Genomic DNA, 26,237 nt, shown 5'->3' on the forward strand with positions numbered 1-26,237 from the left:
AAAGAAATTGAAAATAAATTAAAATCCTTTTGACCCTCGTCAAAAGGATTTTGCAGTAAATAAACCAATGAAAAATCTGCTTGCATTCCTACTACTACTCACAACCAGTTACATAAGTGCTCAAATAACTATTCAAGGAAAAGTAGTTGATGAATTTAACAACCCCTTACCATTTGTAAATATCGTTTTGAAAAAAACAAATTACGGTACTACAACTGATGATGATGGTAAGTTTTTTTTAAAAACTCAGAAGTTTAGAGGAGTACTTGAAGTTTCATTTGTTGGTTTTCAAAAGCAAACCATAAAAGTTAATCAAAAAACAAAATTTTTAAATATTGTTTTAAAAGAAGAAAGCAATGAGCTAGACGAAGTAGTTATTGTTACTAAACCTAAAAAACGCTTAAAGAAAGAAGAAAATCCTGCATATAAAATTTTAAAAGAAATTTGGAAGCGTAAAAGAAAAAATGGACTTGATTTAGTAGATCATTACCAGTACAAAAAGAATACTTCAATTGAAATAGGGCTAAACAATCTAGACACCGTTTTTTTAAAGAAAATCTTTAAAAACGAATATCAACAAGCTATAAAAGAAGTAAAGTACGATAGCGATGGAATCAATTATTACATTCCTATATTTTTAAATGAACAAGTTGCTAATGTGTACGGGGACAACAAAAACAATGCAGTAAGAGAAGATATTGAAGCTGAAAAATCAGAAGGTTTAGGTGCTCAAGGGTTTATTTTTGATAGAATGTCTAACACTTTTCAAAATATTGATGTTTTCAAAAACAACATTACTTTATTACAGAAGCCATTTATCAGCCCATTATCTAGCGATGGCTTTTCTACTTATGATTATGTTCTTTACGATAGTATTGTAGACAACAACAAAAAACTATACAATATATACTTCTTCCCAAGACGAGATGGAGACTTAGCCTTTCAAGGAAATGTTTGGGTAGCAGACAAAAATTTCTCTATAAAAAAGATAAAAATGAAGGTACACAAAAGTGTTAACCTAAATTTTGTAAGAGGTCTATCTTTTGAAAAGGAATTTGAAGTAAGAAATGACAGCATCTATATTCCAACCAAAAATGCTTACGAAGGTGATTTTACTTTTATAGATAAAAATGACAGTAATAAAGGTTTGACCATAAAAAAAGATATCACTTTTGAAAATTATGTTTTAAACAAAGCTTTCCCTAAAAGCTTTTATGAGCAGAAAGTAGAAAAAATTAGACCTGATCAATATAAAAAAGACGATTCTTACTGGGAAACTGTTCAAAAAGAACAAAGCAAAAAAACGTATAAATTAATTGAAAGCGTAAAAAAGAAAAAACAAATTAAAAACCTTACAGGGTTAATTAACACTGTTGCTAGTGGATATGTTGATACCGGAGCAGGTTTTCAAATAGGTCCATTATGGACACTTTTTGCTAACAATCAAGTTGAAGGCTTTAGAACCAAATTAAGTTTTAGAACATTTGTAACTAAAGACGATCGTTTTCGTTTAGGTGGACATATTGCTTACGGATTTAAAGACCAAAAAACAAAATATGGTGTTGAAGGTAGATACTTACTATCATACAAACCTAGAATTGCTGTTGGTGTAGCTTATCAAAAAGACATTGAACAATTAGGCAGTAGCTTATTAAACACCACACAACTATTAGGAACCAGTTTTGGTACCGCTGCAGTTTTTAACAGAGGAGATAATTTTTATTTATCAAATGTTGAGAAAATTGCAACGAATTTCGATTATCAAATTCAGCAAAATTTACATTTAGGAATCAATTTTTCACATGCAAAAATCTCTTCAGCTTCTGAAAAGGATTTCTCTATGAACTATATTGATGAAAACGGAAATACACAATCAAAATTAACGGATGTAGCATCTGATATTTATGTGTCATTTACTCCAGGACGTTTTGTTTACGGCTTAGGAGTAGAAAGACGCTTCGGTAAAAACGTATTCCCAACCTTTGTGTTAAATTACCGAAAAGGTTACAAAGGACCTTTTAACGGAACACACAACTATGATAAAATTCAGTTTAAATACAACCAACCAATTCTGTTAAGTAAATTCGGAATTTTAGATGCAACTTTTGAAGCTGGAAAAACGTTTGGAGAAGTCCCAGTTGCTTTGTTAGATGTTGTACCAGCAAACCAATCATTTTCTTTAGTTAAAGATACTTTTACACTTCTTAACTATTATGATTTTGTTACGGATGAGTATTTAGCAGGACATCTAGAGCATCATTTTAACGGTTATATTTTAAATAGAATTCCGCTATTAAAAAAGCTAAACCTACGAAGCCTTGTTACTTTTAGAGCAGCTTATGGTACTATTTCAAAGGAGAACATAGCTATTAGTAGATCAAACGTTAACTACAACGCACCTAATAAGCTATACTACGAATACAGTGTAGGGTTAGAAAATATTGGGTATGGTAACTTGCGTTTTCTTAGAATTGATGCTGTTTGGAGAAGCAATTACACACCGCCAGCTGGATCAACTGTAGCACCTACTCCAAAGTTCGCAATTCGTATCGGAATTAAACCTGGCTTATAATCATACATTTAACTATAAAATAACCTATAATTTTTCTTTCAAAAAAGTAATAAATCACTACTTTTGCAATCCGATTTTAGAAACGAAGAAAAGTTAAGAATATATGACGGCAAAAGAAAGAAAAACAGTTGATGTTTTAATTGAAATTCCAAAAGGAAGTAGAAATAAGTACGAATACGATTTTGATTTAGGAAAAATTCGTTTTGATAGAATGTTATTCTCATCAATGATGTATCCTGGAGATTATGGTTTCATTCCACAAACTTTAGCTTTAGATGGTGATCCATTAGACGTGTTAGTTTTAGGTGCGGAACCAACTTTTCCTATGTGTGTTATGGAAGTAAAACCAATCGGTGTTTTCCATATGGCAGACGAGAAAGGTCCAGATGAAAAAATCGTTTGTGTACCAATGTCAGATCCGATTTGGAATAAATACAACGATTTATCAGACTTAAACCCACACCGTAAAGAAGAAATTACTCACTTCTTTCAAGTATACAAAGATTTAGAAAAGAAAAAAGTTGATGTAGGTGATTGGGGTGATGCTAACGAAGCTTATGAAATCTTAGATAAGTGTTTAGAGCGTTACGAAAACAGCGACCATAAAACAAAAGGAAACTTTACTATTTAATAAGTAAACAACCTTATAATTATAGAAAACCTCTCAGTTATCGCTGAGAGGTTTTTTGTTTAGTTATTGATTTTGTTATATTTACGAACACTTATAACTAATCAAATAACAATAACATGAAACAAAACATGATGTATGTGCCAGTAATTTTGGCACTTTTAGGACTCGTTTTTATGTACGTAAAAATGGTCTGGGTAAAAAAACAAGATGCAGGAAATGACAAAATGCAATCCATTTCAAAAAGCATTAAAGATGGTGCTCTTGCTTTTTTAGCTGCCGAATATAGATTATTATTAATATTTGTAGTAATAGCTTCATTAGCCTTATTCGGAATCTCTCAATTAGTTGAAACAACAAGTATAATGATTGTTCCTGCTTTTATTGTCGGAGCAATTTTTTCTGCCTTAGCAGGTAATATAGGAATGCGAATTGCCACCGATGCTAATGCAAGAACAGCAGAAGCAGCCAAAACAAGTTTACCACAAGCTTTAAAAGTATCTTTTGGCGGTGGAACCGTAATGGGACTTGGTGTAGCAGGTTTAGCTGTTTTAGGATTAAGTTTATTCTTTTTATTGTTTGTTGGACAATTTATTACCGAAGGAGGAAATTTTTACAATGAAATGACCATTGTTTTAGAAGCCTTAGCTGGTTTCTCATTAGGAGCTGAATCTATTGCCTTATTTGCTCGTGTAGGTGGAGGTATTTATACAAAAGCTGCCGATGTTGGTGCCGATTTAGTAGGAAAAGTAGAAGCAGGAATTCCTGAAGACGACCCTCGTAATCCAGCAACAATTGCTGATAACGTTGGTGATAATGTGGGTGACGTAGCTGGTATGGGAGCTGACTTGTTTGGTTCTTATGTAGCAACAGTTTTAGCTGCTATGGTATTAGGAAATTATGTAATTAGAGACATGTCTTTATCTACTCCTTTTACTGATGATTTCAACGGAATGGGACCTATCCTACTTCCTTTAGTTATTGCGGGAGTTGGTGTTTTAGCTTCAATTATTGGTACTTTTTTAGTAAGTATCAAAGACAATACAGCAAAAGAAGCTCAAGTGCAAAAAGCATTAGACACTGGTAACTGGGCATCAATCTTACTAACCTTAGCTGCGAGTTTCTTTCTAATAAAATGGATGTTACCAGAAACTATGAAAATGAGTTTCTTTGGTGAAGGAATTAAAGATGTTTCTTCAATGAATGTTTTCTGGGCAGCATGTATAGGATTGGCTGTTGGAGCATTAATTTCAATGGTAACTGCTTACTATACTAGTTTAGGTAAAAAACCAGTATTAGATATCGTTCAAAATAGTGCAACTGGTGCAGGAACCAATATTATTGCTGGTTTAGCTGTAGGAATGAAATCTACGTTCTTATCAGTTTTATTATTTGCTGCTGCAATCTACGGTTCGTATTATTTTGCAGGATTTTACGGTGTTGCTTTAGCTGCTTCTGCAATGATGGCTACCACTGCTATGCAATTAGCTATTGACGCTTTCGGACCAATTGCTGATAACGCTGGTGGAGTTGCTGAAATGAGTGAACTAGAAGATCATGTTCGTGAACGTACCGACATTTTAGATTCAGTTGGAAACACAACCGCTGCTGTTGGTAAAGGATTTGCCATTGCTTCTGCTGCATTAACTGCTTTAGCACTGTTTGCTGCTTACGTTACGTTTACAGGAATTGACGGAATTAATATTTTTAAAGCTGATGTATTAGCGGCTTTATTTGTGGGTGGTATGGTGCCAGTAATTTTCTCCGCTTTAGCGATGCAATCAGTTGGTAGAGCCGCTATGGAAATGGTACATGAAGTACGTCGTCAGTTCAGAGAAATTCCTGGAATTATGGAAGGAACTGGCACACCTGAATACGCAAAATGTGTAGATATTTCAACCAAAGCTGCTTTAAAAGAAATGTTATTACCAGGTTTAATTACCATCATTACTCCAATCCTAATAGGACTTATTTTTAAAGCAGAAGCTTTAGGTGGCTATATGGCTGGTGTATGTGTATCTGGTGTTATGTGGGCGATTTTCCAAAACAACGCTGGTGGTGCATGGGATAATGCTAAAAAATCATTTGAAGCTGGTGTTGAAATCAACGGAGAAATGACCTACAAAGGTTCAGATGCTCATAAAGCTGCTGTAACTGGTGATACCGTTGGTGATCCTTTTAAAGACACCTCTGGACCATCAATGAATATCTTAATCAAATTAACCTGTTTAGTAGGGTTAGTAATCGCACCTATTTTAGGCGGACATACTTCTTCTGAATCTCATGAAAAAACAGAAAACATAAAAATTTGGGTTGATGATAACGGTGAAAAGCATGAAATGAAACTTTCTACTGATGCGAAATTTATTTCTGAAGGTATGACAGAAAAAATCGTTAAAGTAAACATTGAAAAAAATGACGATGGAACTGCTAAAGCTACTGTCACCACTACTACTGTTGAAAATGGTGAAGAAGTAACAAAAGAAGAAATTTTTGAAGGAACTTTAGAGGAAGTTAAGAGTAAAATTGAAGCTTTTGAAAATTCAAAAAAAGAATAAACTTCAATGTATATAAAACACAAACCCGATAGTTGTATTTCTATCGGGTTTCTTATTTTTGTGCGATGTCAAGAACCATTCGTATTTTTTCTATCGACAACCCAAGCAAATTCAAGCAAAAACTCTTTGTTTGGGCTAAACAATTCGAAACTGCTATTTGGTTAGATTCTAACAATTACAAACAAAATTATAGTTCTTTCGATTGCGCCTTGGCTGTTGAAGAATTTACTTCAATTAAAACCGATTACAACAGTGCTTTTGATCAGCTAAAAGAATATCAATCTTATACTAAAGACTATATTTTCGGATATATTTCTTACGATGTTAAAAATGACGTAGAAAAATTAACTTCGAATAATTTTGATGGATTGCATTTTCCTGATTTGTATTTCTTTCAACCTCAAAAACTCATTTTTATTAAAGGAAACACAGCTGAATTTCATTATTTAAAAATGATTGATGATGAGTTAGAAGAAGATTTTGAAGATATTATTGAAGCAAATCCGAATATCATTTCAAGTTTTAATGATGAACCCTTACAAGAAGATGAAATCAAAATAAAACTAAGAATTCATAAAGACGAATACCATCAAAAAGTAGAAAATGTATTAAAACACATTCATAGAGGAGATATTTATGAAGCCAATTTTTGTCAGGAATTTTACGCTGAAAACACAGCAATTAATCCGTATGAAGTTTACACACATTTAAATAAAATTTCAGAACCACCATTTGCTGCTTTTTTCAGAAACGAGCATCATTATCTATTATCTGCAACTCCTGAAAGATATTTACGTAAAGAAGGTTCTAAAATCATTTCTCAACCTATAAAAGGAACTGCTAAACGATTTATCGACCCTATTGAAGATGAAAAAATTGCGTTCGATTTAGCTCGTGACGAAAAAGAACGTTCAGAAAATATTATGATTGTTGATTTAGTTCGCAACGACTTATCAAGAACCGCAAAAAAGGGAAGTGTGCAAGTAGAAGAATTGTGTAAAGTATATTCTTTTAAACAGGTACACCAACTAATTTCTACCGTAGTTTCAGAAATTGACAACACCACACATCCTGTTGATGTTATTAGAGACACTTTCCCGATGGGAAGCATGACTGGAGCTCCGAAAATATCAGCAATGGAAATCATTGAAGAATTAGAAGAAACCAAACGAGGATTGTACTCTGGAACCGTTGGTTATTTTACCCCAAATGGCGATTTTGATTTTAACGTGGTTATTAGAAGTATTTTATACAATAGTGAAAATAAATACGTTTCTTATTCTGTAGGAGGTGCAATTACTGCTAAATCTACTCCAGAAAAAGAATACGAAGAATGTTTGCTAAAAGCAAAAGCCATGAAATATGTGCTGACGAACAAAACTTAATTATATTTATAACAAATAATCAGAAAAAGCACTTCTAATCAAAAACTATTATAAAAAATAAAGAAATGAAAAACACAATTAAATTTATACTTTTCGTTGTTATTATTGCGTCAATAACATCATGTAAATCAAATAAATATTCATTTTTAAATGAGTATCCTGCTAAAACTGTTCCTTTAGTTGACAGCACTAATTTCAGCAATCATGTAGAAACTAAATTACTAACAAAAACGCAACAAGATTTATTAAAATTACCTTCAATTTTTGAAGAGCAATTAGATGATGAAAAAGCTAAAATAGGAGTTTCTTATCTTCCTAAATTATCAGAAAACTATAAATCGGTAGTGTATTATTTTTACCCTAACAACACCGAACTTATTTCAATGTTAGTTAATTATGATGAAAACTACAACATTATTAATAGTCAAGTTTTAGCCTATGACGAAATCGTTGAAGGTGTGTTAAAAACTACATCTACACTAAACAAAAACAGCATTGAATTGGTTGAACATATTTCTGATGACTCTTCTACCATTATTTTTAATATTTTAGAAGACGGAAATATTACAAGAGACTAATGACACACAATACATTTACATTCAATTATCATAAAACCGAGTTTTTTAGTCAGTATTGGCAACCAGAAACCATAAAAGCAGTAGTCGTAGTTGTTCACGGAATGGGAGAACATTCTGGAAGATATGAACACGTTGCTAAAAAACTAACTGAAAATAATTTTGGTGTTATCGCTTTTGATCATTTCGGGCATGGTAAAACAAAAGGAAAAAGAGGTCATAATCCTGGTTATGATTTGGTATTAGGAAGCATTACCAAATTAATTAACGAAGCTAAAAACACTTTTGGCGACAAACCTATTTTCTTATACGGACACTCAATGGGTGGAAATGCTGTAATTAATTATTCCTTAAGAAAAAACCATCATTTAAAAGGAGTTATTGCTACCAGTCCGTTTTTACGCTTAGCTTTTCAACCACCAGCTTGGAAATTATCTTTAGGAAAAGTGATGCAAAAAATTGCTCCATCAATAACTTTAGGTAACGAATTAGACCCAAATGATATTTCAAGAGATGCTATTGAGGTAAAAAAATATGTTGAAGACCCTTTAGTTCATGATAAAATTAGCCCGAACTTTTCTTTATCATTTATTGATTCTGGTGAATGGGCAATTCAAAATGCATCTTCTTTAAAAACCCCAATGCTATTATTGCACGGTACAGGAGATAAAATTATTGATTATAAAGGCGCCGAAGCTTTTGCTGATAACTCAACAAAAGCAAGTTTAAAATTATACGAAGAAGGCTATCACGAGCTTCAAAACGACTTATGCAAAGAAGAAATGCTACAAGACGTTGTTAATTGGTTAAACTCTCAACTATAACAAGGTTAAAACTGCATGCTTCAAGAGTTCTCCACACATATTGAAACTAATTTCCCTTTTTTAAAGGATAAAAAACTACTCATTGCTATTTCTGGTGGAGTAGATAGCGTGGTACTAACACATTTGTTGCATCAATTAAAGTTTACTATTTCTTTAGCACATTGTAATTTTCAGTTACGAGGAAAAGAAAGTGATTTAGATGAAGATTTTGTTACAAATTTAGGAGCAACTTTAAACACTGAAACTTTCACAATAAAGTTTAACACCACCAAATATTCTACAGAAAATAAATTATCAACTCAACTTGCTGCGAGAGAATTACGTTACAATTGGTTTAAAAAATTATTAGAAGAAAAATCTTTCGATTATATTTTAACAGCACATCATGCTGACGATAATTTAGAAACATTTTTAATCAATTTTACTAGAGGAACTGGTTTAGATGGCTTAACAGGAATTCCACCTATAAATGGCAAAATTGTTAGACCGCTTCTTGTTTTTTCTCGAGAGCAAATCCTAAATTTTGCACATCAAAACAATATTGAGTGGAGAGAAGACGAAAGCAATTCAGAAACAAAATATGTAAGAAATAAAATTCGTCATCAAATAACACCTATTTTAAAAGAACTGAACCCCAGCCTATTAGACAGTTTCAATAAAACTGTTGATCATTTAAACCAATCTCAACAAATAATTGAAGACAAAATAGCGGAAATAAGCAACGAAATCGTTACTAAAGAGGGCGATATGTTAAAATTTAACATTCCGAAACTGTTAAAATTACAAAATCACCAAGCTTACCTCTACCATCTCTTAAAGCCTTATAAATTCAGGGAATGGAACGATATTTACAGCTTAATTCATGCGCAATCTGGAAAACGAATTTTAACAAAACTTTATACTTTGTTGAAAGACAGAGATTTTTTATTACTTTTACGCACTGATGAAAAATCCCCATTTGATAATGAGCGGTTTATCATTACAAAAGAAAACAAACAAATAACTGTTCCTCTCAACTTAACATTAAAAGAGGTTGATGAACAGGAAAGCATCAACAACAATATAATTTATGTTGATAGCGAATTACTTAGTTACCCCCTAATTCTCAGGCAACGGAATGCCGGTGATTATTTTTATCCCAAAGGAATGACAGGGCGTAAAAAAGTAAGCAAGTATTTTAAAGACGAAAAGATATCAATAGTAAACAAAAATAAAATTTGGTTGCTTTGCACAAGTAAAGACGAAATTATTTGGATAATAGGAAAACGACAAGACAATCGATTTTTACCCACAAATAAAACAACCAAACTATTAAAAATTAGTATTTAATTAACCCCATCTCAAACTACATAGAATGAAAAAATTCTTTACTCTATTTTTATTATTCATAGGTTTATCGGTTTTCTCTCAATCCGATGATAACCCTGTAGTTGTTACTCCTTCGGTACAAAAAGTATCTGACACTGAGTACGACTTAATTTTTGACGTGTTAATTGCTGAAGATTGGCATTTATACTCTCAGTACAACCCAGAAGACGCTTCTCTTCCAATGACAATTTCCCCAGCAGAAGGTCAATTAGGTTATACTTTAAACGGTAAGGCTAAAGAAAGTGAAACAGAAACTGAGTTTAGCGAAATTTGGGGGAAAGATGAAATTTTCTTCGTTGAAGAAGGAAAATTAATCCAAAGAATTACTGTTAGCGACTCTACTTTAACAAAGGTTACTCTTAACCTTGATGCACAAGTATGTAAAGAATACTGTTTACCATTTGATGAAGATTTTACATTCTCTTTAATTGGTGAAAAAGTTGAGCAAACTGTTGCTGAGGTAGATGATAAAAGTAAAGAATTATCTCAATCTTTAAATTTAGATTTAAAAAACACTGTTTTATTAAAAAGCTCAACAGATACTGCTTCTGAAGATAAAGACAATAGTTTACTAAACATTTTCTTATTAGGATTTGTTGGTGGGCTTTTAGCTTTCTTAACTCCGTGTGTTTTCCCAATGGTACCATTAACAGTATCATTCTTTACAAAGCGCGCTGAGAAAAAAGGTAAAGGTATTAGAAGTGCTCTTTTATACGGATTCTTTATCGTATTAATTTACGGTTTAATAAGTCTTCCTTTCCACTTCTTAGACTCTTTAGATCCTGAGATTTTAAATAACATTTCAACCAATATTTGGTTAAACTTATTCTTCTTTGTTGTTTTAATTTTCTTTGCTGGTTCATTCTTCGGTTTTTACGAATTAACATTACCAAGTGCATGGAGTAACAAAGCAGATAGCGCTTCTAACATTGGAGGTATTATCGGAACATTCTTTATGGCATTAACCTTAGCTATCGTATCTTTCTCTTGTACAGGTCCAATTTTAGGATCGTTATTAGCAGGATCATTAAGTGGTGGTGCAATGCAACTTTCAGTAGGAATGGTAGGTTTTGGTTTAGCTTTAGCATTGCCTTTCGCATTGTTTGCAATGTTCCCAAAATGGTTAAATAATTTACCAAAATCTGGTGGATGGTTAAATACAGTAAAAGTTGTTTTAGGATTTATCGAATTAGCTTTCGCTTTCAAATTCTTATCAAACGCTGATTTAGTTGGTCACTGGGGATTATTAAAAAGAGAAGTATTTATTGGTATCTGGGCATTTATTGCATTCTTAATGGCTCTTTACTTATTCGGATTTATCGGAAAGAAATACGGAAAAATAAGTTTCTTCAGAGTATTATTAGGTCTTGGTTCATTAGCTTTAGCGGTGTACTTAGCTCCTGGTGTTATGGAAAAACCAGCTTGGAATCAAAATGAATTATTAAGTGGTTTCGCACCACCAAAATTCCACAGTATTTACCAAAAAGACAACCACTGTCCTCTTAACTTAAACTGTTTTAAAGATTTTGAAGAAGGTATTGCTTACGCAAAATCAGTAAACAAGCCGGTGTTATTAGACTTTACAGGATGGGCATGTGTTAACTGTCGTAAAATGGAAGAAAATATTTGGAGTCAGCCAAACATCTACTCTTTAATTAATGATGATTATGTATTAATTTCATTATATGTAGATGATCACCAAAGATTATTACCAGAAAATGAGCAATTCGATTTTATCAAATCTAACGGTAAAGTAAAAAGAATTAGAACGTATGGTGATAAATGGGCTACTTTGCAAGCAGCAAACTTTAAAACTGCTTCTCAACCATTTTATGTATTAATGAGTCCTGAGTTAGAAGTATTAAACTCACCTCAACAGTACACAGATCATACAACTTACTATAATTGGTTAAAAACTGGTCTAGACCGTTTTAACAACAACTAATAATAGTATTACAATATTTTCAAAAGCCTCTTTTTAAAAAGAGGCTTTTTTTATATCTTACCATAAAAAACATGACTCCAGAAACTATAATCAGTATATTTTTAGGAATAGGATTAGCAGCCTCAGTTGGTTTTAGGGTATTCTTACCCTTATTTGCTTTGAGTTTAGCTGGTTATTATAATGTAATTCCACTCAATGAAAGTTGGACTTGGGTAGCGAGCTCAACCGCTCTTATTACTTTAGGCATAGCAACAATTCTGGAGATATTTGCTTATTATATTCCTTGGTTTGATAATTTATTAGACACCATAGCAGTTCCTTTAGCAGCAATTGCAGGAACCGCTGTAATGGTATCTACAATAGCTGACTTATCTCCTGTTATTACATGGGCATTAGCTATTATTGCTGGTGGTGGGACAGCTACCGCAATAAAAGGCACAACAGCTTCAGCAAGATTAACCTCAACTACAACCACAGCAGGTGTGGCAAATCCTGTAATTTCAACAGTTGAAACTGGAACTTCAGTAATGATGTCTGCCTTTTCAATCTTCTTACCAATAGTGGCTATTGTTTTAGTTGTTTTAATGTTTTTAGGAATGAGAAAATTGTACAAGTTTATTTTTCCTTCCATAGAAAAAGAACAAAATTTATCATAAAAGACTAATACAAAACACTTAACATATTTTTTATATCTTTAACAGAAAGAGAAAAATATGCTAGCAAAAGTCTATGGAAGCGCTGTTTTTGGCATTGAAGCAACCACGATTACTGTTGAGGTAAATATTGATAAAGGTATTGGATATCATTTAGTAGGTTTACCCGATAAAGCAGTAAGTGAAAGTTCGTATCGAATTTCTGCTGCGTTGAATAACAACTCATACAAACTTCCAGGAAAAAAGATTATTATCAACATGGCACCTGCCGATATTCGTAAAGAAGGGGCTGCGTATGATTTAACTTTAGCTATCGGAATTTTAGCTGCCTCTAATCAAATTAAATCAGAGAATATCGATGAATATATTATTATGGGTGAACTTTCGTTAGACGGAAGTTTACAACCTATTAAAGGAGCATTACCCATTGCTATTAAAGCTCGTGAAGAAGGTTTTAAACATTTAATTCTTCCTAAAGAAAATGCCAAAGAAGCAGCTATTGTTAATGATTTAAACGTTTTAGGAGTTGATAATATTATGGAAGTTATCAATCATTTTAATAGTGATGAGCTTATCTCACCAACAATAATTGATACTAGAGCCGAATTTTATAAACATATAGACTTTCCTGAGTTTGATTTTTCAGATGTTAAAGGACAAGAATCTATAAAGCGTTGTATGGAAATTGCCGCAGCAGGCGGGCATAATATTATTCTTATTGGACCTCCAGGAGCTGGAAAAACAATGTTGGCGAAAAGATTACCTTCAATATTACCTCCAATGACATTACATGAAGCGTTAGAAACAACTAAAATACATTCTGTAGTGGGTAAGGTAAAAAACACAGGACTGATGTATCAGCGTCCCTTTCGTAACCCGCATCATTCTTGTTCAGACGTTGCACTTGTTGGCGGCGGACAATACCCTCAACCCGGTGAAATATCTTTAGCTCATAATGGAGTTTTATTTTTAGACGAACTTCCTGAATTTAAACGCAGTGTTTTAGAAGTGATGCGTCAACCTTTAGAAGACAGAGAAGTTACCATATCTCGAGCTCGTTTTACAGTAAATTACCCATGTAGTTTTATGCTAGTAGCAAGTATGAATCCGAGTCCGAGTGGTTATTTTAACGATAGCAATTCTCCCATGACTTCATCACCTGCTGAAATGCAACGTTATTTAAGTAAAATTTCTGGTCCTTTATTAGATAGAATCGATATCCACATTGAAGTTACTCCCGTTCCTTTTAATAAGTTATCCGAAGAACGTAAAGGAGAAAGTAGTGTTGATATTAGAAAAAGAGTAACCTCAGCTCGTGAAATTCAAACGGAACGTTTTAAAAGTTTTGACAACATTCATTACAACGCTCAAATGAATGTAAAGCACATACGAGAATTCTGCCAACTTTCTCATGAGAGTAAAGAATTACTTAAAATAGCTATGGAAAAATTAAATTTATCTGCCCGTGCTTATGATAGAATACTAAAAGTATCGCGCACAATTGCAGATTTAGCTACATCAGAAAACATTCAATCAGAACACATTACCGAAGCAATTCAATATAGAAGTTTAGACCGTGAAGGTTGGTTAGGATAATTTTATCATAATCAGAAAATTAACAGGTTTTTAAAAGTTTAGATGGGCTCTAATTCGTTTAGATTAGTTAACTTAGGCCACTTATTAGAACTAATCATTAATAAACAACAATGAAAAAATTAATTTATGCAGCAATAGTTTCTTTAGCTATTGTTTCTTGTAAAAAAGAAAGTAACGATTTCGTAACTTTTTCTGGTACTATAACTAATAAAAACTCTGATTCTGTTGTAATCTCAAATCCTCAATTTAAATTTAACCGAGTTATTAAAGTTGATGAAAACGGAATGTTTAAAGACACCATGAATGTAAAAGATGGTTTTTACAGACTTTTTGATGGTAAAGAGTACGCTACTTTATACTTGCAAAATGGTGCTGACATCAACATGACTTTAGATACTGAGCAATTTGATGAAACAATTGCATTTACAGGTGCTGGTCATGAAGAAAGTGCTTTTTTAGCAAAAGCATCTTTAAATCAAGAAGCACTGTTTGGTGATAAAGAATTAATGGATTTACCAGAATTAGATTTTAAATCGAAAGTATCAAACTTTGTTGATGGTTTTAACAAAGAAATTGAAGGAGCAAATTTAGATTCTACATTTGTTGCGAATCAAAAGCAAAGTGTTTTAGGTTTAGAAAAGTACTTAACTAAGGTGTACGGTGACAAGCAATACATGGCAACTAAATTAGCTAAAGGAATGGAATCTCCTAAGTTTGTTGATTACGAAAACCACAAAGGAGGTACTATGTCTTTAGACGATTTAAAAGGAAAATATGTTTACATTGATATGTGGGCTACTTGGTGTCAGCCTTGTAAAAATGAAATTCCATTCTTAAAGAAAGTAGAAGAAAAATACCACGATAAGAACATCGAGTTTGTAAGTATTTCTGTTGATAGAGAGAAGGATTATGAAACTTGGAAAAAAATGGTAACTGATATGAAATTAACAGGAGTTCAGTTATACGCTAAAAGAGACGAAGCTTTTTCAGGTGCTTACAGAGTAAACTCTATTCCAAGATTTATTTTATTAGATCCTCAAGGAAACATTGTTGACGCAAATGCTCCTAGACCATCTAGTCCTCAATTAACTGAATTGTTTGATTCTTTAGAAATGTAAGAATTCAATTATATAGAATAAAAAATCCCGCAACTTCGTTGCGGGATTTTTTTTGTGATTTACATGATTTATAAGTTCTATTTAGAATCTTATATTTGTCATTCTAAAAATAAGCTATGAAAAAAAAAATATTATACTTTGTGTTTTTATTCAGTTTATCTTTTAACGCACAAAACAATGATTGTTGGACATTAATTCACAATAATGTTGATATTTATAATGGTCAGTATAATAACAATGAATTCCCTGGCTACCATGACCCTGAAACAACTGACTTAAAAGAGATTAATGGCGGTTTCTTAACAACGGGACAATACAATAAACAAACCTTCGATTCAAATGATGATAATATTTACACTAATTTAGAAGATAAAGATGGAGGTTATTTAGCTAAACACGATTATAATGGTAATCTTAAATGGATTGCTTATACCGAAAAAAACACATATTCATATAGAGACATTATGTTTGGATCTGTAGAGGATAAAGAAGGGAATATTTATGTAATTGGACATTCTATTAATGGTGCTTTTTTTGATTCTAAAGGAACTAAACTTATTTTTAATAATACAACTAATAATTTATACGGAGGCTACATAATTAAGCTTAATAAAGACGGAGAAATCTTGTGGCATATCATCATTAACAATATTTATAGTAAAAAAATAAATATAGATGATGATGGGAATATTTTATTGAGCGGTGATGCTAATATTTACAATAATAATACATTTAATTTTTATTTAAACGAAGTTATAACTGATAATTTATCAAACTTTGAAATTATGGGTAATAATTATAATTATGTTAATCGTTTTGTATTAAAATTAAATCCTGATGGAAAACTATTATGGTATACTGGTATTAAAACTTCTGGACCAAATAGTGAATTTTTAATAGATATAGGTAGCGACAAAAATAATAATATTTATGTGACTGGTTATTGCAGTTCGCAAGCAGAAATTTATTCCGCAGGAAAAACTAATAATCCAGATATTATAACCTGGAGTGGTTACCCTACAAAAACATTCTTGGTCAAATTTGATAAAGATGGACAATTTTTATGGAAAGTAAAGAGTCTCTTAAATGATCATACTTCTAATGGTGTGCAATCTTGGTCTATGACTGTTGATGAACAAGGGAATTCTTACATAACCGGAAGTAATGATGCTCATTATAATAATTCTCCAAATCAAATCTTCGAGAACACAGATGGCACAATAACCTCAGAAAAAGTAGGAACATTTTTTATAGCTAAAGTAGATACTAATGGGGTGTGTAAATGGATTAAAGGTGCTACACAATCTTATACTGGAACTGGATATAAAATAATAAAATCAAATGATGAAATTATCACAATAGGTACAGTAAGAAACTTTAATTCCTTATCCGCAGAAGTTACTTTTTTAAGTTCGGATGGAAATCACATTAAAGGGTCTTTTCATACTGATGATTATTTTTTAGCTATTTATGATCTTAATGGAAATGTAAAGCGAATTTTTAGTAATGGAATTAATAATCAAAGATTTTTTTATCAAGATAGAATAAGTGGTTTTTTTAAAGATTCTAACAATAACTACTATATAAGTAGAAATATTGGTTTTTTTATCAACGGACCAGAGGGTTATGAAAATTTTGGGCACATCATTAGTGCAAACAGTACAAATAGAACAGATGGCACTATAACTAAATTTAACGAAAGTTGTGGTATAATTATAGGCAATTCTATTAATCAAAACATACCTGACTTATCTTTTTGTGACAGCACTTCTTTTGGTAATGATACCGATGGTATTATTAAACTTGATTTAACACAAAATCAAGATAAAATTTTAATTAATGAACCTTTATCAGACTATCAAATATCATATTACAAAGATGAAGACCTAACAATTGAAATTTCCAACCCTAAAGAGTATAAAAACTCTGTTCGTAAAGAAACTATTTATGTAAAAGTAGAACACTTATCTGACCCATCAAAATCTGGAGAAACTTCATTTATCATAGAAGTAAATGAATTACCAAACATAGAGACTTTTGTTTCTTTAAAACAATGTGATAATTCAGATATTAATGGTTTTAGTTCTTTCAATCTACATGAAGCCAAAACAAAAATAATTTCAAATCCAAAAGATTATACAATCACTTTTTTTGAAGAAAAAGCTTTAGCAGAAAGTAATAGTCCTAACTCAATTCAAGATATAACGGCATACACAAATCAAATTGTAAGTAATGATGTTATATGGGCAAGAGTAGAAAACATAAATGGTTGCTTTAGAATTAGTGAAATTAATTTAACTGTTTCTACAACAGAGATTCCATCAAGTTTTCAAAAATCATTTTATAAATGTGATAATGGCTCCAATACATCAGATGGAATAGCTTCATTTGATTTTAGTTCTGTTACTCAAGAAGTGAAAGATTTATTTCCTCCAAATCAGCAACTCATTATAACTTACTATGAAAATCAAGCAAATGCATTAGCAGAGCAAAATGAAATTACTGATGTTACTAACTATAAAAACACAAATTCACCAAATCAACAAACAATTTATATTCGTGTAGATAATGTTATTAATAATGATTGTCTAGGTTTAGGTGCCCATATTACTTTAAATGTAGATACTGTACCAATCGCAAATACAGTTGTTATTAGTCCAGAATGCGATAATGATAGAGATGGATTATTTGCTTTTGACACATCTAATATACAAAACACAATTATAGGAAATCAAACAAACGTTACTGTAAGTTATACAGATGAAAAAGGAGTAGCTTTGTCAAGCCCATTACCAAATCCTTTCATAACAGCATCTCAAACAATTACTGCCAGAATTACTAATAATAATTCTCAAGACCCAGATGGGCAATGTTATGATGAAACCGCAATAAACTTTGTGGTAAATAAAATGCCTATTGCTAATGCCGTTCCTGTTCAAGAAGAATGTGATGATGATAAAGATGGTGTTTTTGCTTTTGACACATCATCAATAGAAAGTATAATCTTAGAAAATCAAATAGGATTAATTGTGAAATATTTTGATGAAAATAACGAAGCACTACCTAGTCCGTTACCAAATCCTTTTATTACACCTACGCAAACTATTAGAGTACGTGTAGAGAATCCTATTTACGATATTTGTTATGACGAAACAACTATAGACTTCATTGTAAGGGAAAAACCAAGTGTAAGTGTAATAGATGAAGATATTATTTGTATGGATAATAACCCTAAACTACAAATTGGTGTAGAAGATTTAAACACAAATTATAGTTATATATGGAGAGATGAAAACAATATAGTAATTGATAATTCAGCTAACACTACTATTACTAAAGGTGGAAAATACACGGTAGTAGCAACATCTATTTATGGTTGCGATTCAGAGAAAGCAACTATAACCATTAAAGAATCTTCAAAGTCTACCATAGATATCAATGATATTGATGTTCAGGATGATTCCAATAATAATTTCATCAAAATAAACACTTCAAATTTAGGTTTAGATGATTATGAATTTAGATTATTAGATTCAAATTCTAATATTTTGGTTGATTATCAAAAAGATCCAAATTTCGAAAATCTTGATGGGGGGAATTACATTATAGAAATAAATGATAAAGATGGTTGTGGCAGTGTCTTTTTTGAAATATCTCTAATTAGTTTTCCTAATTTTTTTACCCCAAATGCAGATGGGAAAAATGACATTTGGCATATTCAGGGAATAGGAAAAAGCATCTATAAATCCGGAACGGTAAGAATTTATGATCGTTTTGGAAAAACTTTGAAGATATTAACGATAGATGATGCTGGGTGGGATGGGCTTTATAATGGTCAAAAACTTCCTACAAATGATTATTGGTTTTATGCTGAACTTATAACTCCTCAAGGAAATATTGTAAGAAAAAAAGGAAATTTCACTTTACTTAGTAAATAAAAAATCCCGCAACAATGTTGCGGGATTTTTTGTCTCTTGACTCTAAGAATCTAGTATCTGTAGTGTTCAGGTTTAAAAGGACCTTCTACAGTTACCCCAATATATTTCGCTTGATCTTCACGTAACTCTGTTAACTCAACACCAATCTTAGCTAAATGTAATTTTGCTACTTTTTCATCTAAATGCTTTGGTAACATATATACGTCGTTTTCGTACTTATCAGCGTGCTTCCATAATTCGATTTGTGCTAACGTTTGGTTGGTAAACGAGTTAGACATTACAAAACTTGGATGACCAGTAGCACATCCTAAGTTTACTAAACGTCCTTCTGCTAAAACAATAATATCATTTCCTTTTACAGTATACTTATCAACCTGTGGTTTAATTTCTACTTTAGAATCACCATAAGTACCATTTAACCAAGCCATGTCAATTTCATTATCAAAGTGACCGATGTTACAAACGATCGTCTTATCCTTCATTGCTTCAAAGTGTTCTCCACGAACGATGTCTTTATTTCCTGTAGTAGTAATTACGATATCAGCATTTCCAACAACAGTTTCTAATTTCTTCACTTCAAAACCGTCCATTGCAGCTTGTAACGCACAAATCGGGTCAATTTCAGTAACTGTTACGATAGATCCTGCTCCACGGAAAGAAGCAGCAGTACCTTTACCTACATCTCCATACCCACAAACCACTACTCTTTTACCTGCTAACATCACATCCGTAGCACGACGGATAGCATCTACAGCAGATTCTTTACATCCGTATTTATTATCAAACTTAGATTTAGTAACAGAATCGTTTACGTTAATTGCTGGCATTGGTAAGGTACCGTTTTTAACTCTTTCGTATAAACGGTGAACTCCTGTAGTAGTTTCTTCCGATAATCCTTTAATCGCAGGTGCTAACTCAGGATATTTATCTAAAACCATATTGGTTAAATCTCCACCATCATCTAAAATCATGTTTAATGGCTTACGATCTTCACCAAAGAATAATGTTTGCTCAATACACCAATCAAATTCTTCTTCGTTCATTCCTTTCCAAGCATATACTGGTGTTCCAGCAGCAGCAATTGCAGCAGCAGCTTGATCTTGAGTAGAGAAAATATTACAAGAACTCCAAGTAACTTCCGCTCCTAAAGCTTGTAAGGTTTCAATTAAAACCGCAGTTTGAATCGTCATGTGTAAACATCCTGCAATTCGTGCACCTTTTAAAGGTTGCTCATCTTTATACTCTTCACGTAAACTCATTAACCCTGGCATTTCAGCTTCTGCCAATTCAATCTCTTTTCTTCCCCAATCCGCTAAAGAAATATCTTTAACTTTGTAAGGAACGTATGTAGCGGTTTTTGTGCTCATATTTTTTGTATATTTATTTGTCAAAATTTTTGAGTCGCAAAATTACGAAATAACTTTCTAAAATATGCCTCTTTACAAAACATTAACGGTTAACAACCACGCTAAAGCATTGATTTGGAAGATTGAAGAATCTTTTGAAGACTTATTTAACGGTATTACACTTACTTCTTCAAATCAAGCTAGGGTTGATGGGATGAAGTCTGATTTACACCGAAGAGGTTTTTTAAGTATTCGTCATTTGTTAAATGAAATTGGATATAACGATGACGATTTGGCTTATGATGAATTTGGCAAACCACATTTAAAAGATGGAAATTATATTTCGATAACCCATTCTTTTACATTTTCTGCCATTATTTTTTCTAAGGAAAAACCTGTAGGAATAGACATTGAAATGCAACGCGATAAAATTGTAAAAATTGCGCATAAATTTACTCCGATTGAAGAATACAAATCGATCGCTAACCACGATGCTTTGGTAAGTAAACTCACCATTGTTTGGGGAGCTAAAGAAAGTTTATACAAAATCTACGGAAAGAAAAAATTACTCTTTTTAGAAAACATTTATATCGAAGATTTTTCTTTTGAAACCAATGAAACAACAGGGAAAATACTGTATGAAGGAGAAACATCTGAGTACGATATTCATTTCTTAGAAATGGAAGGGTTTACTTGTGTATATGCGTATTAAAAACTTTACTTTCATTCACGTGCAGGCGTGAAACGTATGTTCAAAGTAAGCTATCTCATAAAATTATTCTCTACCTACACAGGAATGACAACTTCAAACTTTGTAACTTTGTTTCTTTTCAACTAAAAACACTATGAAAATCTCCGTAGAACTAACCTTAACCCCTCTTCAAAACGAATTTGAAGAACCAATTATCAATTTTATAAAAAAGCTAAGAGCATCTAATGTAACCGTATTAGAAAACCCGTTAAGCACACAAGTGTATGGTGATTATGACACCGTAATGCAGCTCTTAACAACTGAAATAAAAGAAGCTTTTGAAATGATTGACAAAGGCTTGCTATACATGAAAATCGTCAAATCTGATCGCAGCGACTATGAACCACATTTTTGATTTTTTCTTCGGTCAATACGCTGGTTACAATCCCATTGATATTTGGTTAGAAGTTATCGCTGTTATTTTTGGTTTTTTATCCGTTTGGTACTCAAAACAAAATAAAATTTGGGTGTTTCCAACAGGAATGATCAGTACTATAATTTTTGTGTATCTGTTATTAAAATGGGAACTATTAGGTGATATGATGATTAATGGATATTACTTTATCATGAGTGTGTATGGTTGGTATATCTGGACTCGTAAAGTTGACGAAACCCATGTTACTCCTATTTCTAAAACCACATCAGCAGAAAAAAAACAAAGCGTACTCATATTTTTAGCTACGCTTGTTTTTGTGTACGCTATTTATACCTTATTTGATAAATGGAATGGTTGGACGGCTTATGTTGACACCATTACTACCGCTATCTTTTTTGTTGGAATGTGGCTCATGGCAAAACGAAAAATAGAAAACTGGATTTATTGGATTATCGGTGATATTATTTCAGTTCCGTTATACTTTTACAAAGGCTTTACCTTTACTAGTTTTCAGTATTTATTCTTTACCTTTATTGCAATTGCAGGTTATTTAGCATGGAAAAAACACTTAAACAACAATCTATCAACTTAGTAAAAGTGGTTCTTTTCGGACCTGAAAGCACCGGTAAAACTACGCTTTCTCGTCAGTTAGCACGCCATTATAACACGGTTTGGGCTCCTGAATTTGCACGTGATTATTTGCAAGAAAAATGGAACAACGAACGTAAAATTTGTGAGCAAAAAGACATTCTTCCGATTGCAGAAGGTCAAATTCAACTTGAAAATGAATTAGCCAGAAAAGCTGATAAACTTTTAATTTGTGATACCGATTTGCTAGAAACCAAAGTATATTCTGAAGAATATTACGGTGGTTTTGTTGATCCTAAACTGGATGAAGCTGCTACTGAAAATAGTTACGACATCTATTTTTTAACCTATATAGATACTCCTTGGGAAGCCGATGATTTGCGTGACAGACCCGAACAACGTTTAGAAATGTTTACTGCTTTTGAAAACGCTTTAAAAAAACACAACAAACCTTATGTTTTACTAAAAGGGGATAAAGAAACTCGTTTACAAAAAGCAGTTCGTATTATTGATGAATTGTTAGCTAAAAAAGAAAATTTATATTCTTTTTCAGATACGCTTACCGATTTAGATATGCATTTTATGCATCAAGATTTAGGGAACACCAATTACCCAATTGACTAATGAATAAAGAGCAAATCCTTAAAGAGCTTACTTTTAAAGCTGTACGCAGTTCCGGTGCTGGCGGACAGCATGTAAATAAAGTTTCTTCAAAAGTAGAACTGAGTTTTACTATTGAAAATTCTTTAGGCTTAACCGATCAAGAAAAAGAATTAGTGCTTAAAAACTTAGACAGCAGATTATCAAAAGACAATGTTTTAACGTTAAGCTCTCAAGAAAGTCGTTCACAACATCGAAACAAAGAATTGGTAATTGAACGCTTTTTCAATCTATTAGAAGAATCTTTAGTTATTCCCAAAGTAAGGAAAGCTACCAAACCTAAAAAAGTAGCAATAGCTAAACGATTAGACGAAAAAAAACGGCTTTCTGATAAAAAAGAAAGCCGTAAGAAGTTTAAATTCTAATTTTACAACGGAATATTTCCGTGTTTTCTGTTAGGTCGTTCTACCTTTTTACCCTCTAACATCGCAAATGCTTTGATGAGCTTTCTACGAGTCTCTTCTGGTAAAATAACCTCATCAATAAATCCGCGTTCCGCTGCTCTATACGGATTCGCAAATTTATCGGCATATTCAGCTTCTTTCTCAGCTAGTTTTGCTTCGTGGTCATCTGCTTCAGCAATTTCCTTTTTAAATATAATTTCACTTGCTCCTTTAGCTCCCATTACAGCAATTTCTGCACTAGGCCACGCGAAATTCATATCAGCTCCAATATGTTTTGAATTCATTACATCATAAGCACCACCATAAGCTTTACGAGTAATCACACTTACTCTTGGCACAGTAGCTTCACTCAAAGCATAGAGTAATTTTGCTCCGTTGGTAATAATTGCATTCCATTCTTGGTCGGTTCCTGGTAAGAATCCTGGTACGTCAACCAATACCAACAAAGGAATATTAAAACAATCACAAAAACGGGTGAAGCGCGCTGCTTTTTTTGAACTGTTTACATCTAAACATCCTGCTAAACTCATTGGTTGATTGGCTACAATCCCAACACTTCTTCCTCCTAAACGAGCAAATCCAACCACAATATTATCGGCATAGTCTTTATGGATTTCAAAGAATGAATCTACATCAGCAATACCATCAATCACCGCACGCATATCGTATGGTTTATTTGCATTATCAGGAACGATATTTGCTAGTTCTTCTCTAACTTCATCGTCCAATTCAAACGGTAGTTTTCTCGTAGTTTCCTGATTGTTCTGTGGCATATAACTCAACAATGTTTTAATATCTTCTAAACATTGTACATCATTTGCTGCTGTTAAATGCGTTACTCCCGATTTGGTTGAATGTGCACTCGCACCCCCTAATTCTTCCGAAGTAACTTCTTGATTCGTTACCGTTTTAACCACGTTGGGTCCCGTAACAAACATATAACTTGAATTTTCTACCATAATAGTGAAATCAGTCATCGCTGGTGAATAAACTGCTCCACCTGCACAAGGTCCCATAATCGCTGAGATTTGCGGAATCACTCCTGATGCTTGAACATTTCTATAAAAAATATCGGCATAACCACCTAACGATCGCACTCCTTCTTGAATACGGGCTCCACCAGAATCATTCAATCCAATTAACGGTGCTCCTACTTTTACGGCTAAATCCATAATCTTACAGATTTTTTCGGCGTGTGTTTCTGATAATGACCCTCCAAACACCGTAAAATCTTGTGCAAATACATATACTAAGCGTCCGTTTACGGTTCCGTATCCTGTTACCACTCCGTCACCATAAAATTGCTGATTTTCCATTCCAAAATCGGTAGTACGGTGGGTTACCAAAATTCCCACTTCTTCAAAAGAACCTTCATCTAGTAAATAATCGATTCGCTCACGAGCGGTTAATTTTCCTTTTTGATGATGGCGATCTATTCGCTTTTGTCCACCTCCTAATTTCGCCTCTGTAATTTTATGTTGTAATTCTTCTATTTTAGATTTCATGCTTTTTAATTAACAGGTTTTTAAAATACGTTGCTCTTTTAAATATTGCTGTAAAGCAACTTGTGCGGCAATTTTTGCTTCTGCCTTATATTTCTCTTCTAACAACTCAGGCGTGTAGTATTTCTTTACAAAATGTGTGTCAAAATTACCTGAAGTAAAAGCCTCATGCTCACATACAAACTTTCCAAATGGCAATGTAGTTTCTATTCCTTTTACTTTATAATCATCAATGGCTTGTTTCATTAACTCAATGGCTTCTTCACGCGTTTTACCATACGTTATTAATTTAGAAATCATCGGATCGTAATAAATAGGAATTTCCATTCCTTCTTCAAAACCATCATCTACTCGAATATTTTCTCCTTTCGGATGTTGATAGGTTTCTAACACACCAATACTAGGGGCGAAATTATCTAACGGATCTTCAGCATATACACGTAACTCTAAAGCATGTCCGAAAATTTTTAAGTCTTCTTGTGTGAATGACAACGCTTCACCTCTTGCTATTTTTATTTGCTGCTCTACCAAGTCGACTCCCGTAATTAGTTCAGTAACTGGATGCTCTACTTGTAAGCGCGTATTCATTTCTAAAAAGTAGAAGTTTATGTTTTTATCTAGTAAAAACTCTACCGTTCCTGCTCCTAAATAATCACAGGCTTTCGCAACTCTTACCGCTGCTTCTCCCATGGCTTTTCTAATTTCTGGAGTTAATACGCTAGACGGAGCTTCTTCTACTACTTTTTGGTGTCGACGTTGTACTGAACATTCGCGTTCAAATAAATGTACCACATTACCGTGGCTATCGGCTAACACCTGAATTTCAATATGACGTGGCGAACCCACGTATTTTTCTATAAATACTGAACCGTCTCCAAAAGCTGATTCTGCTTCTGAAATAGCACGTTGCATTTGTTCTTTAATATCAGCTTCTTTTTCTACAACTCTCATTCCTTTTCCTCCACCCCCAGCTGATGCTTTAATCAAAATAGGATAACCAATTTCATTGGCTACCTTCGTTGCGTATTCAACATCTGTAACCGCTTCATCAATACCTGGAACCATTGGTATATCATATGCTTTTACTGCATCTTTTGCCGCAAGTTTACTTCCCATCACTTCAATAGCATGTGATTTTGGCCCTATAAATGTGATTCCTGCTTTAGCTACAGCTTCACCAAAAGCGGCATTTTCACTTAAAAATCCGTACCCTGGGTGGATTCCATCTACCCCTAATTCCTTAGCTACTTCAATAATTTTATCTCCTAATAAATAGGATTGATTTGAAGGTGCTGGACCAATATATACAGCCTCATCTGCAAAGGTTACATGTGGAGAATTTCTATCAGCTTCAGAAAACACCGCTACCGTTTTAATTCCCATTTTTTTTGCAGTACGCATTACACGCAATGCAATTTCTCCTCTATTTGCTACTAAAATCTTCTTCATA

General features: G+C 32.8%; 20 protein-coding genes. 17 read left to right on the forward strand and 3 right to left on the reverse strand.

Annotation, left to right across the window (positions count from 1 at the left end; all coding sequences use genetic code 11):
• The first annotated feature begins 67 nt into the window (after positions 1-67).
• The 12 genes from ACKTST_RS10995 to ACKTST_RS11050 all read left to right on the forward strand — a co-directional run bounded on the left by ACKTST_RS10995 (position 68) and on the right by ACKTST_RS11050 (position 19,160).
• Positions 68-2,572, forward strand: coding sequence for a DUF5686 family protein (locus tag ACKTST_RS10995; protein ID WP_408047794.1), 2,505 nt, complete (start codon positions 68-70; stop codon positions 2,570-2,572).
• Positions 2,573-2,675: 103 nt separating this feature from the next.
• Complete coding sequence (locus ACKTST_RS11000; RefSeq protein WP_408047795.1) at positions 2,676-3,203, forward strand: inorganic diphosphatase; 528 nt, start codon at positions 2,676-2,678, stop codon at positions 3,201-3,203.
• A gap of 116 nt (positions 3,204-3,319) precedes the next feature.
• On the forward strand, positions 3,320-5,758 hold the full coding sequence (locus ACKTST_RS11005; RefSeq protein WP_408047796.1) for a sodium-translocating pyrophosphatase: 2,439 nt from the start codon (positions 3,320-3,322) through the stop codon (positions 5,756-5,758).
• A gap of 65 nt (positions 5,759-5,823) precedes the next feature.
• Entirely contained in the window at positions 5,824-7,143 is a 1,320-nt protein-coding gene (gene pabB / locus ACKTST_RS11010) for an aminodeoxychorismate synthase component I (RefSeq protein ID WP_408047797.1), read from the forward strand.
• 65 nt (positions 7,144-7,208) lie between these two features.
• Positions 7,209-7,721, forward strand: coding sequence for a hypothetical protein (locus ACKTST_RS11015; RefSeq protein ID WP_408047798.1), 513 nt, complete (start codon positions 7,209-7,211; stop codon positions 7,719-7,721).
• Positions 7,721-8,542, forward strand: a complete 822-nt coding sequence (locus ACKTST_RS11020; RefSeq protein WP_408047799.1) for an alpha/beta hydrolase — start codon at positions 7,721-7,723, stop codon at positions 8,540-8,542. The genes ACKTST_RS11015 and ACKTST_RS11020 overlap by 1 nt, the downstream gene beginning before the upstream one ends.
• A gap of 15 nt (positions 8,543-8,557) precedes the next feature.
• Positions 8,558-9,871, forward strand: coding sequence for a tRNA lysidine(34) synthetase TilS (gene tilS, locus ACKTST_RS11025; RefSeq protein WP_408047800.1), 1,314 nt, complete (start codon positions 8,558-8,560; stop codon positions 9,869-9,871).
• A gap of 25 nt (positions 9,872-9,896) precedes the next feature.
• Positions 9,897-11,855: a protein-disulfide reductase DsbD family protein gene (locus ACKTST_RS11030; RefSeq protein WP_408047801.1), complete on the forward strand. Its 1,959-nt coding sequence runs from the start codon at positions 9,897-9,899 to the stop codon at positions 11,853-11,855.
• A gap of 71 nt (positions 11,856-11,926) precedes the next feature.
• Positions 11,927-12,511: a DUF4126 domain-containing protein gene (locus ACKTST_RS11035; protein ID WP_408047802.1), complete on the forward strand. Its 585-nt coding sequence runs from the start codon at positions 11,927-11,929 to the stop codon at positions 12,509-12,511.
• Positions 12,512-12,568: 57 nt separating this feature from the next.
• Positions 12,569-14,104: a YifB family Mg chelatase-like AAA ATPase gene (locus ACKTST_RS11040; protein ID WP_408047803.1), complete on the forward strand. Its 1,536-nt coding sequence runs from the start codon at positions 12,569-12,571 to the stop codon at positions 14,102-14,104.
• Positions 14,105-14,214: 110 nt separating this feature from the next.
• Positions 14,215-15,222, forward strand: a complete 1,008-nt coding sequence (locus ACKTST_RS11045) for a TlpA family protein disulfide reductase (RefSeq protein ID WP_408047804.1) — start codon at positions 14,215-14,217, stop codon at positions 15,220-15,222.
• A gap of 116 nt (positions 15,223-15,338) precedes the next feature.
• Positions 15,339-19,160: a T9SS type B sorting domain-containing protein gene (locus ACKTST_RS11050; protein WP_408047805.1), complete on the forward strand. Its 3,822-nt coding sequence runs from the start codon at positions 15,339-15,341 to the stop codon at positions 19,158-19,160.
• Positions 19,161-19,210: 50 nt separating this feature from the next.
• On the opposite strand, the gene ahcY is transcribed toward ACKTST_RS11050, so the two are convergent.
• Positions 19,211-20,527 (reverse strand): adenosylhomocysteinase, encoded by a 1,317-nt coding sequence (gene ahcY / locus ACKTST_RS11055; protein ID WP_408047806.1) that lies wholly within the window; start codon positions 20,525-20,527, stop codon positions 19,211-19,213.
• Between the two features lie 64 nt (positions 20,528-20,591).
• Here ahcY and ACKTST_RS11060 point away from each other — a divergent pair, with 64 nt between their 5' ends.
• From ACKTST_RS11060 to arfB, 5 genes are all read left to right on the forward strand, one after another.
• Positions 20,592-21,218, forward strand: a complete 627-nt coding sequence (locus ACKTST_RS11060; RefSeq protein ID WP_408047807.1) for a 4'-phosphopantetheinyl transferase family protein — start codon at positions 20,592-20,594, stop codon at positions 21,216-21,218.
• Between the two features lie 133 nt (positions 21,219-21,351).
• Positions 21,352-21,612 (forward strand): thiamine-binding protein, encoded by a 261-nt coding sequence (locus tag ACKTST_RS11065; protein WP_408047808.1) that lies wholly within the window; start codon positions 21,352-21,354, stop codon positions 21,610-21,612.
• Positions 21,596-22,225 carry a nicotinamide riboside transporter PnuC gene (gene pnuC, locus ACKTST_RS11070; protein ID WP_408047809.1) on the forward strand — a complete coding sequence of 210 codons (630 nt, stop codon included), beginning with the start codon at positions 21,596-21,598 and terminating at the stop codon, positions 22,223-22,225. The genes ACKTST_RS11065 and pnuC overlap by 17 nt, the downstream gene beginning before the upstream one ends.
• The gene (locus ACKTST_RS11075) at positions 22,189-22,845 is read left to right on the forward strand and encodes an AAA family ATPase (RefSeq protein ID WP_408047810.1); all 657 of its coding nucleotides are present in this window, start codon (positions 22,189-22,191) and stop codon (positions 22,843-22,845) included. The genes pnuC and ACKTST_RS11075 overlap by 37 nt, the downstream gene beginning before the upstream one ends.
• Positions 22,845-23,246 carry an alternative ribosome rescue aminoacyl-tRNA hydrolase ArfB gene (gene arfB, locus ACKTST_RS11080; protein WP_408047811.1) on the forward strand — a complete coding sequence of 134 codons (402 nt, stop codon included), beginning with the start codon at positions 22,845-22,847 and terminating at the stop codon, positions 23,244-23,246. Before ACKTST_RS11075 ends, arfB begins: the two co-directional genes overlap by 1 nt.
• 2 nt (positions 23,247-23,248) lie before the next feature.
• Here the strand turns inward: arfB and ACKTST_RS11085 are convergent, their stop codons facing one another.
• A complete protein-coding gene (locus tag ACKTST_RS11085; RefSeq protein ID WP_408047812.1) occupies positions 23,249-24,790 on the reverse strand; it encodes an acyl-CoA carboxylase subunit beta in 1,542 nt (513 codons plus the stop codon).
• A gap of 9 nt (positions 24,791-24,799) precedes the next feature.
• Positions 24,800-26,236 (reverse strand): acetyl-CoA carboxylase biotin carboxylase subunit, encoded by a 1,437-nt coding sequence (gene accC / locus ACKTST_RS11090; protein WP_408047813.1) that lies wholly within the window; start codon positions 26,234-26,236, stop codon positions 24,800-24,802.
• Position 26,237: the final 1 nt, after the last annotated feature.

The sequence above is a fragment of the Tenacibaculum crassostreae genome (assembly GCF_964512405.1).
In the GTDB taxonomy this organism is placed as follows: domain Bacteria; phylum Bacteroidota; class Bacteroidia; order Flavobacteriales; family Flavobacteriaceae; genus Polaribacter; species Polaribacter crassostreae.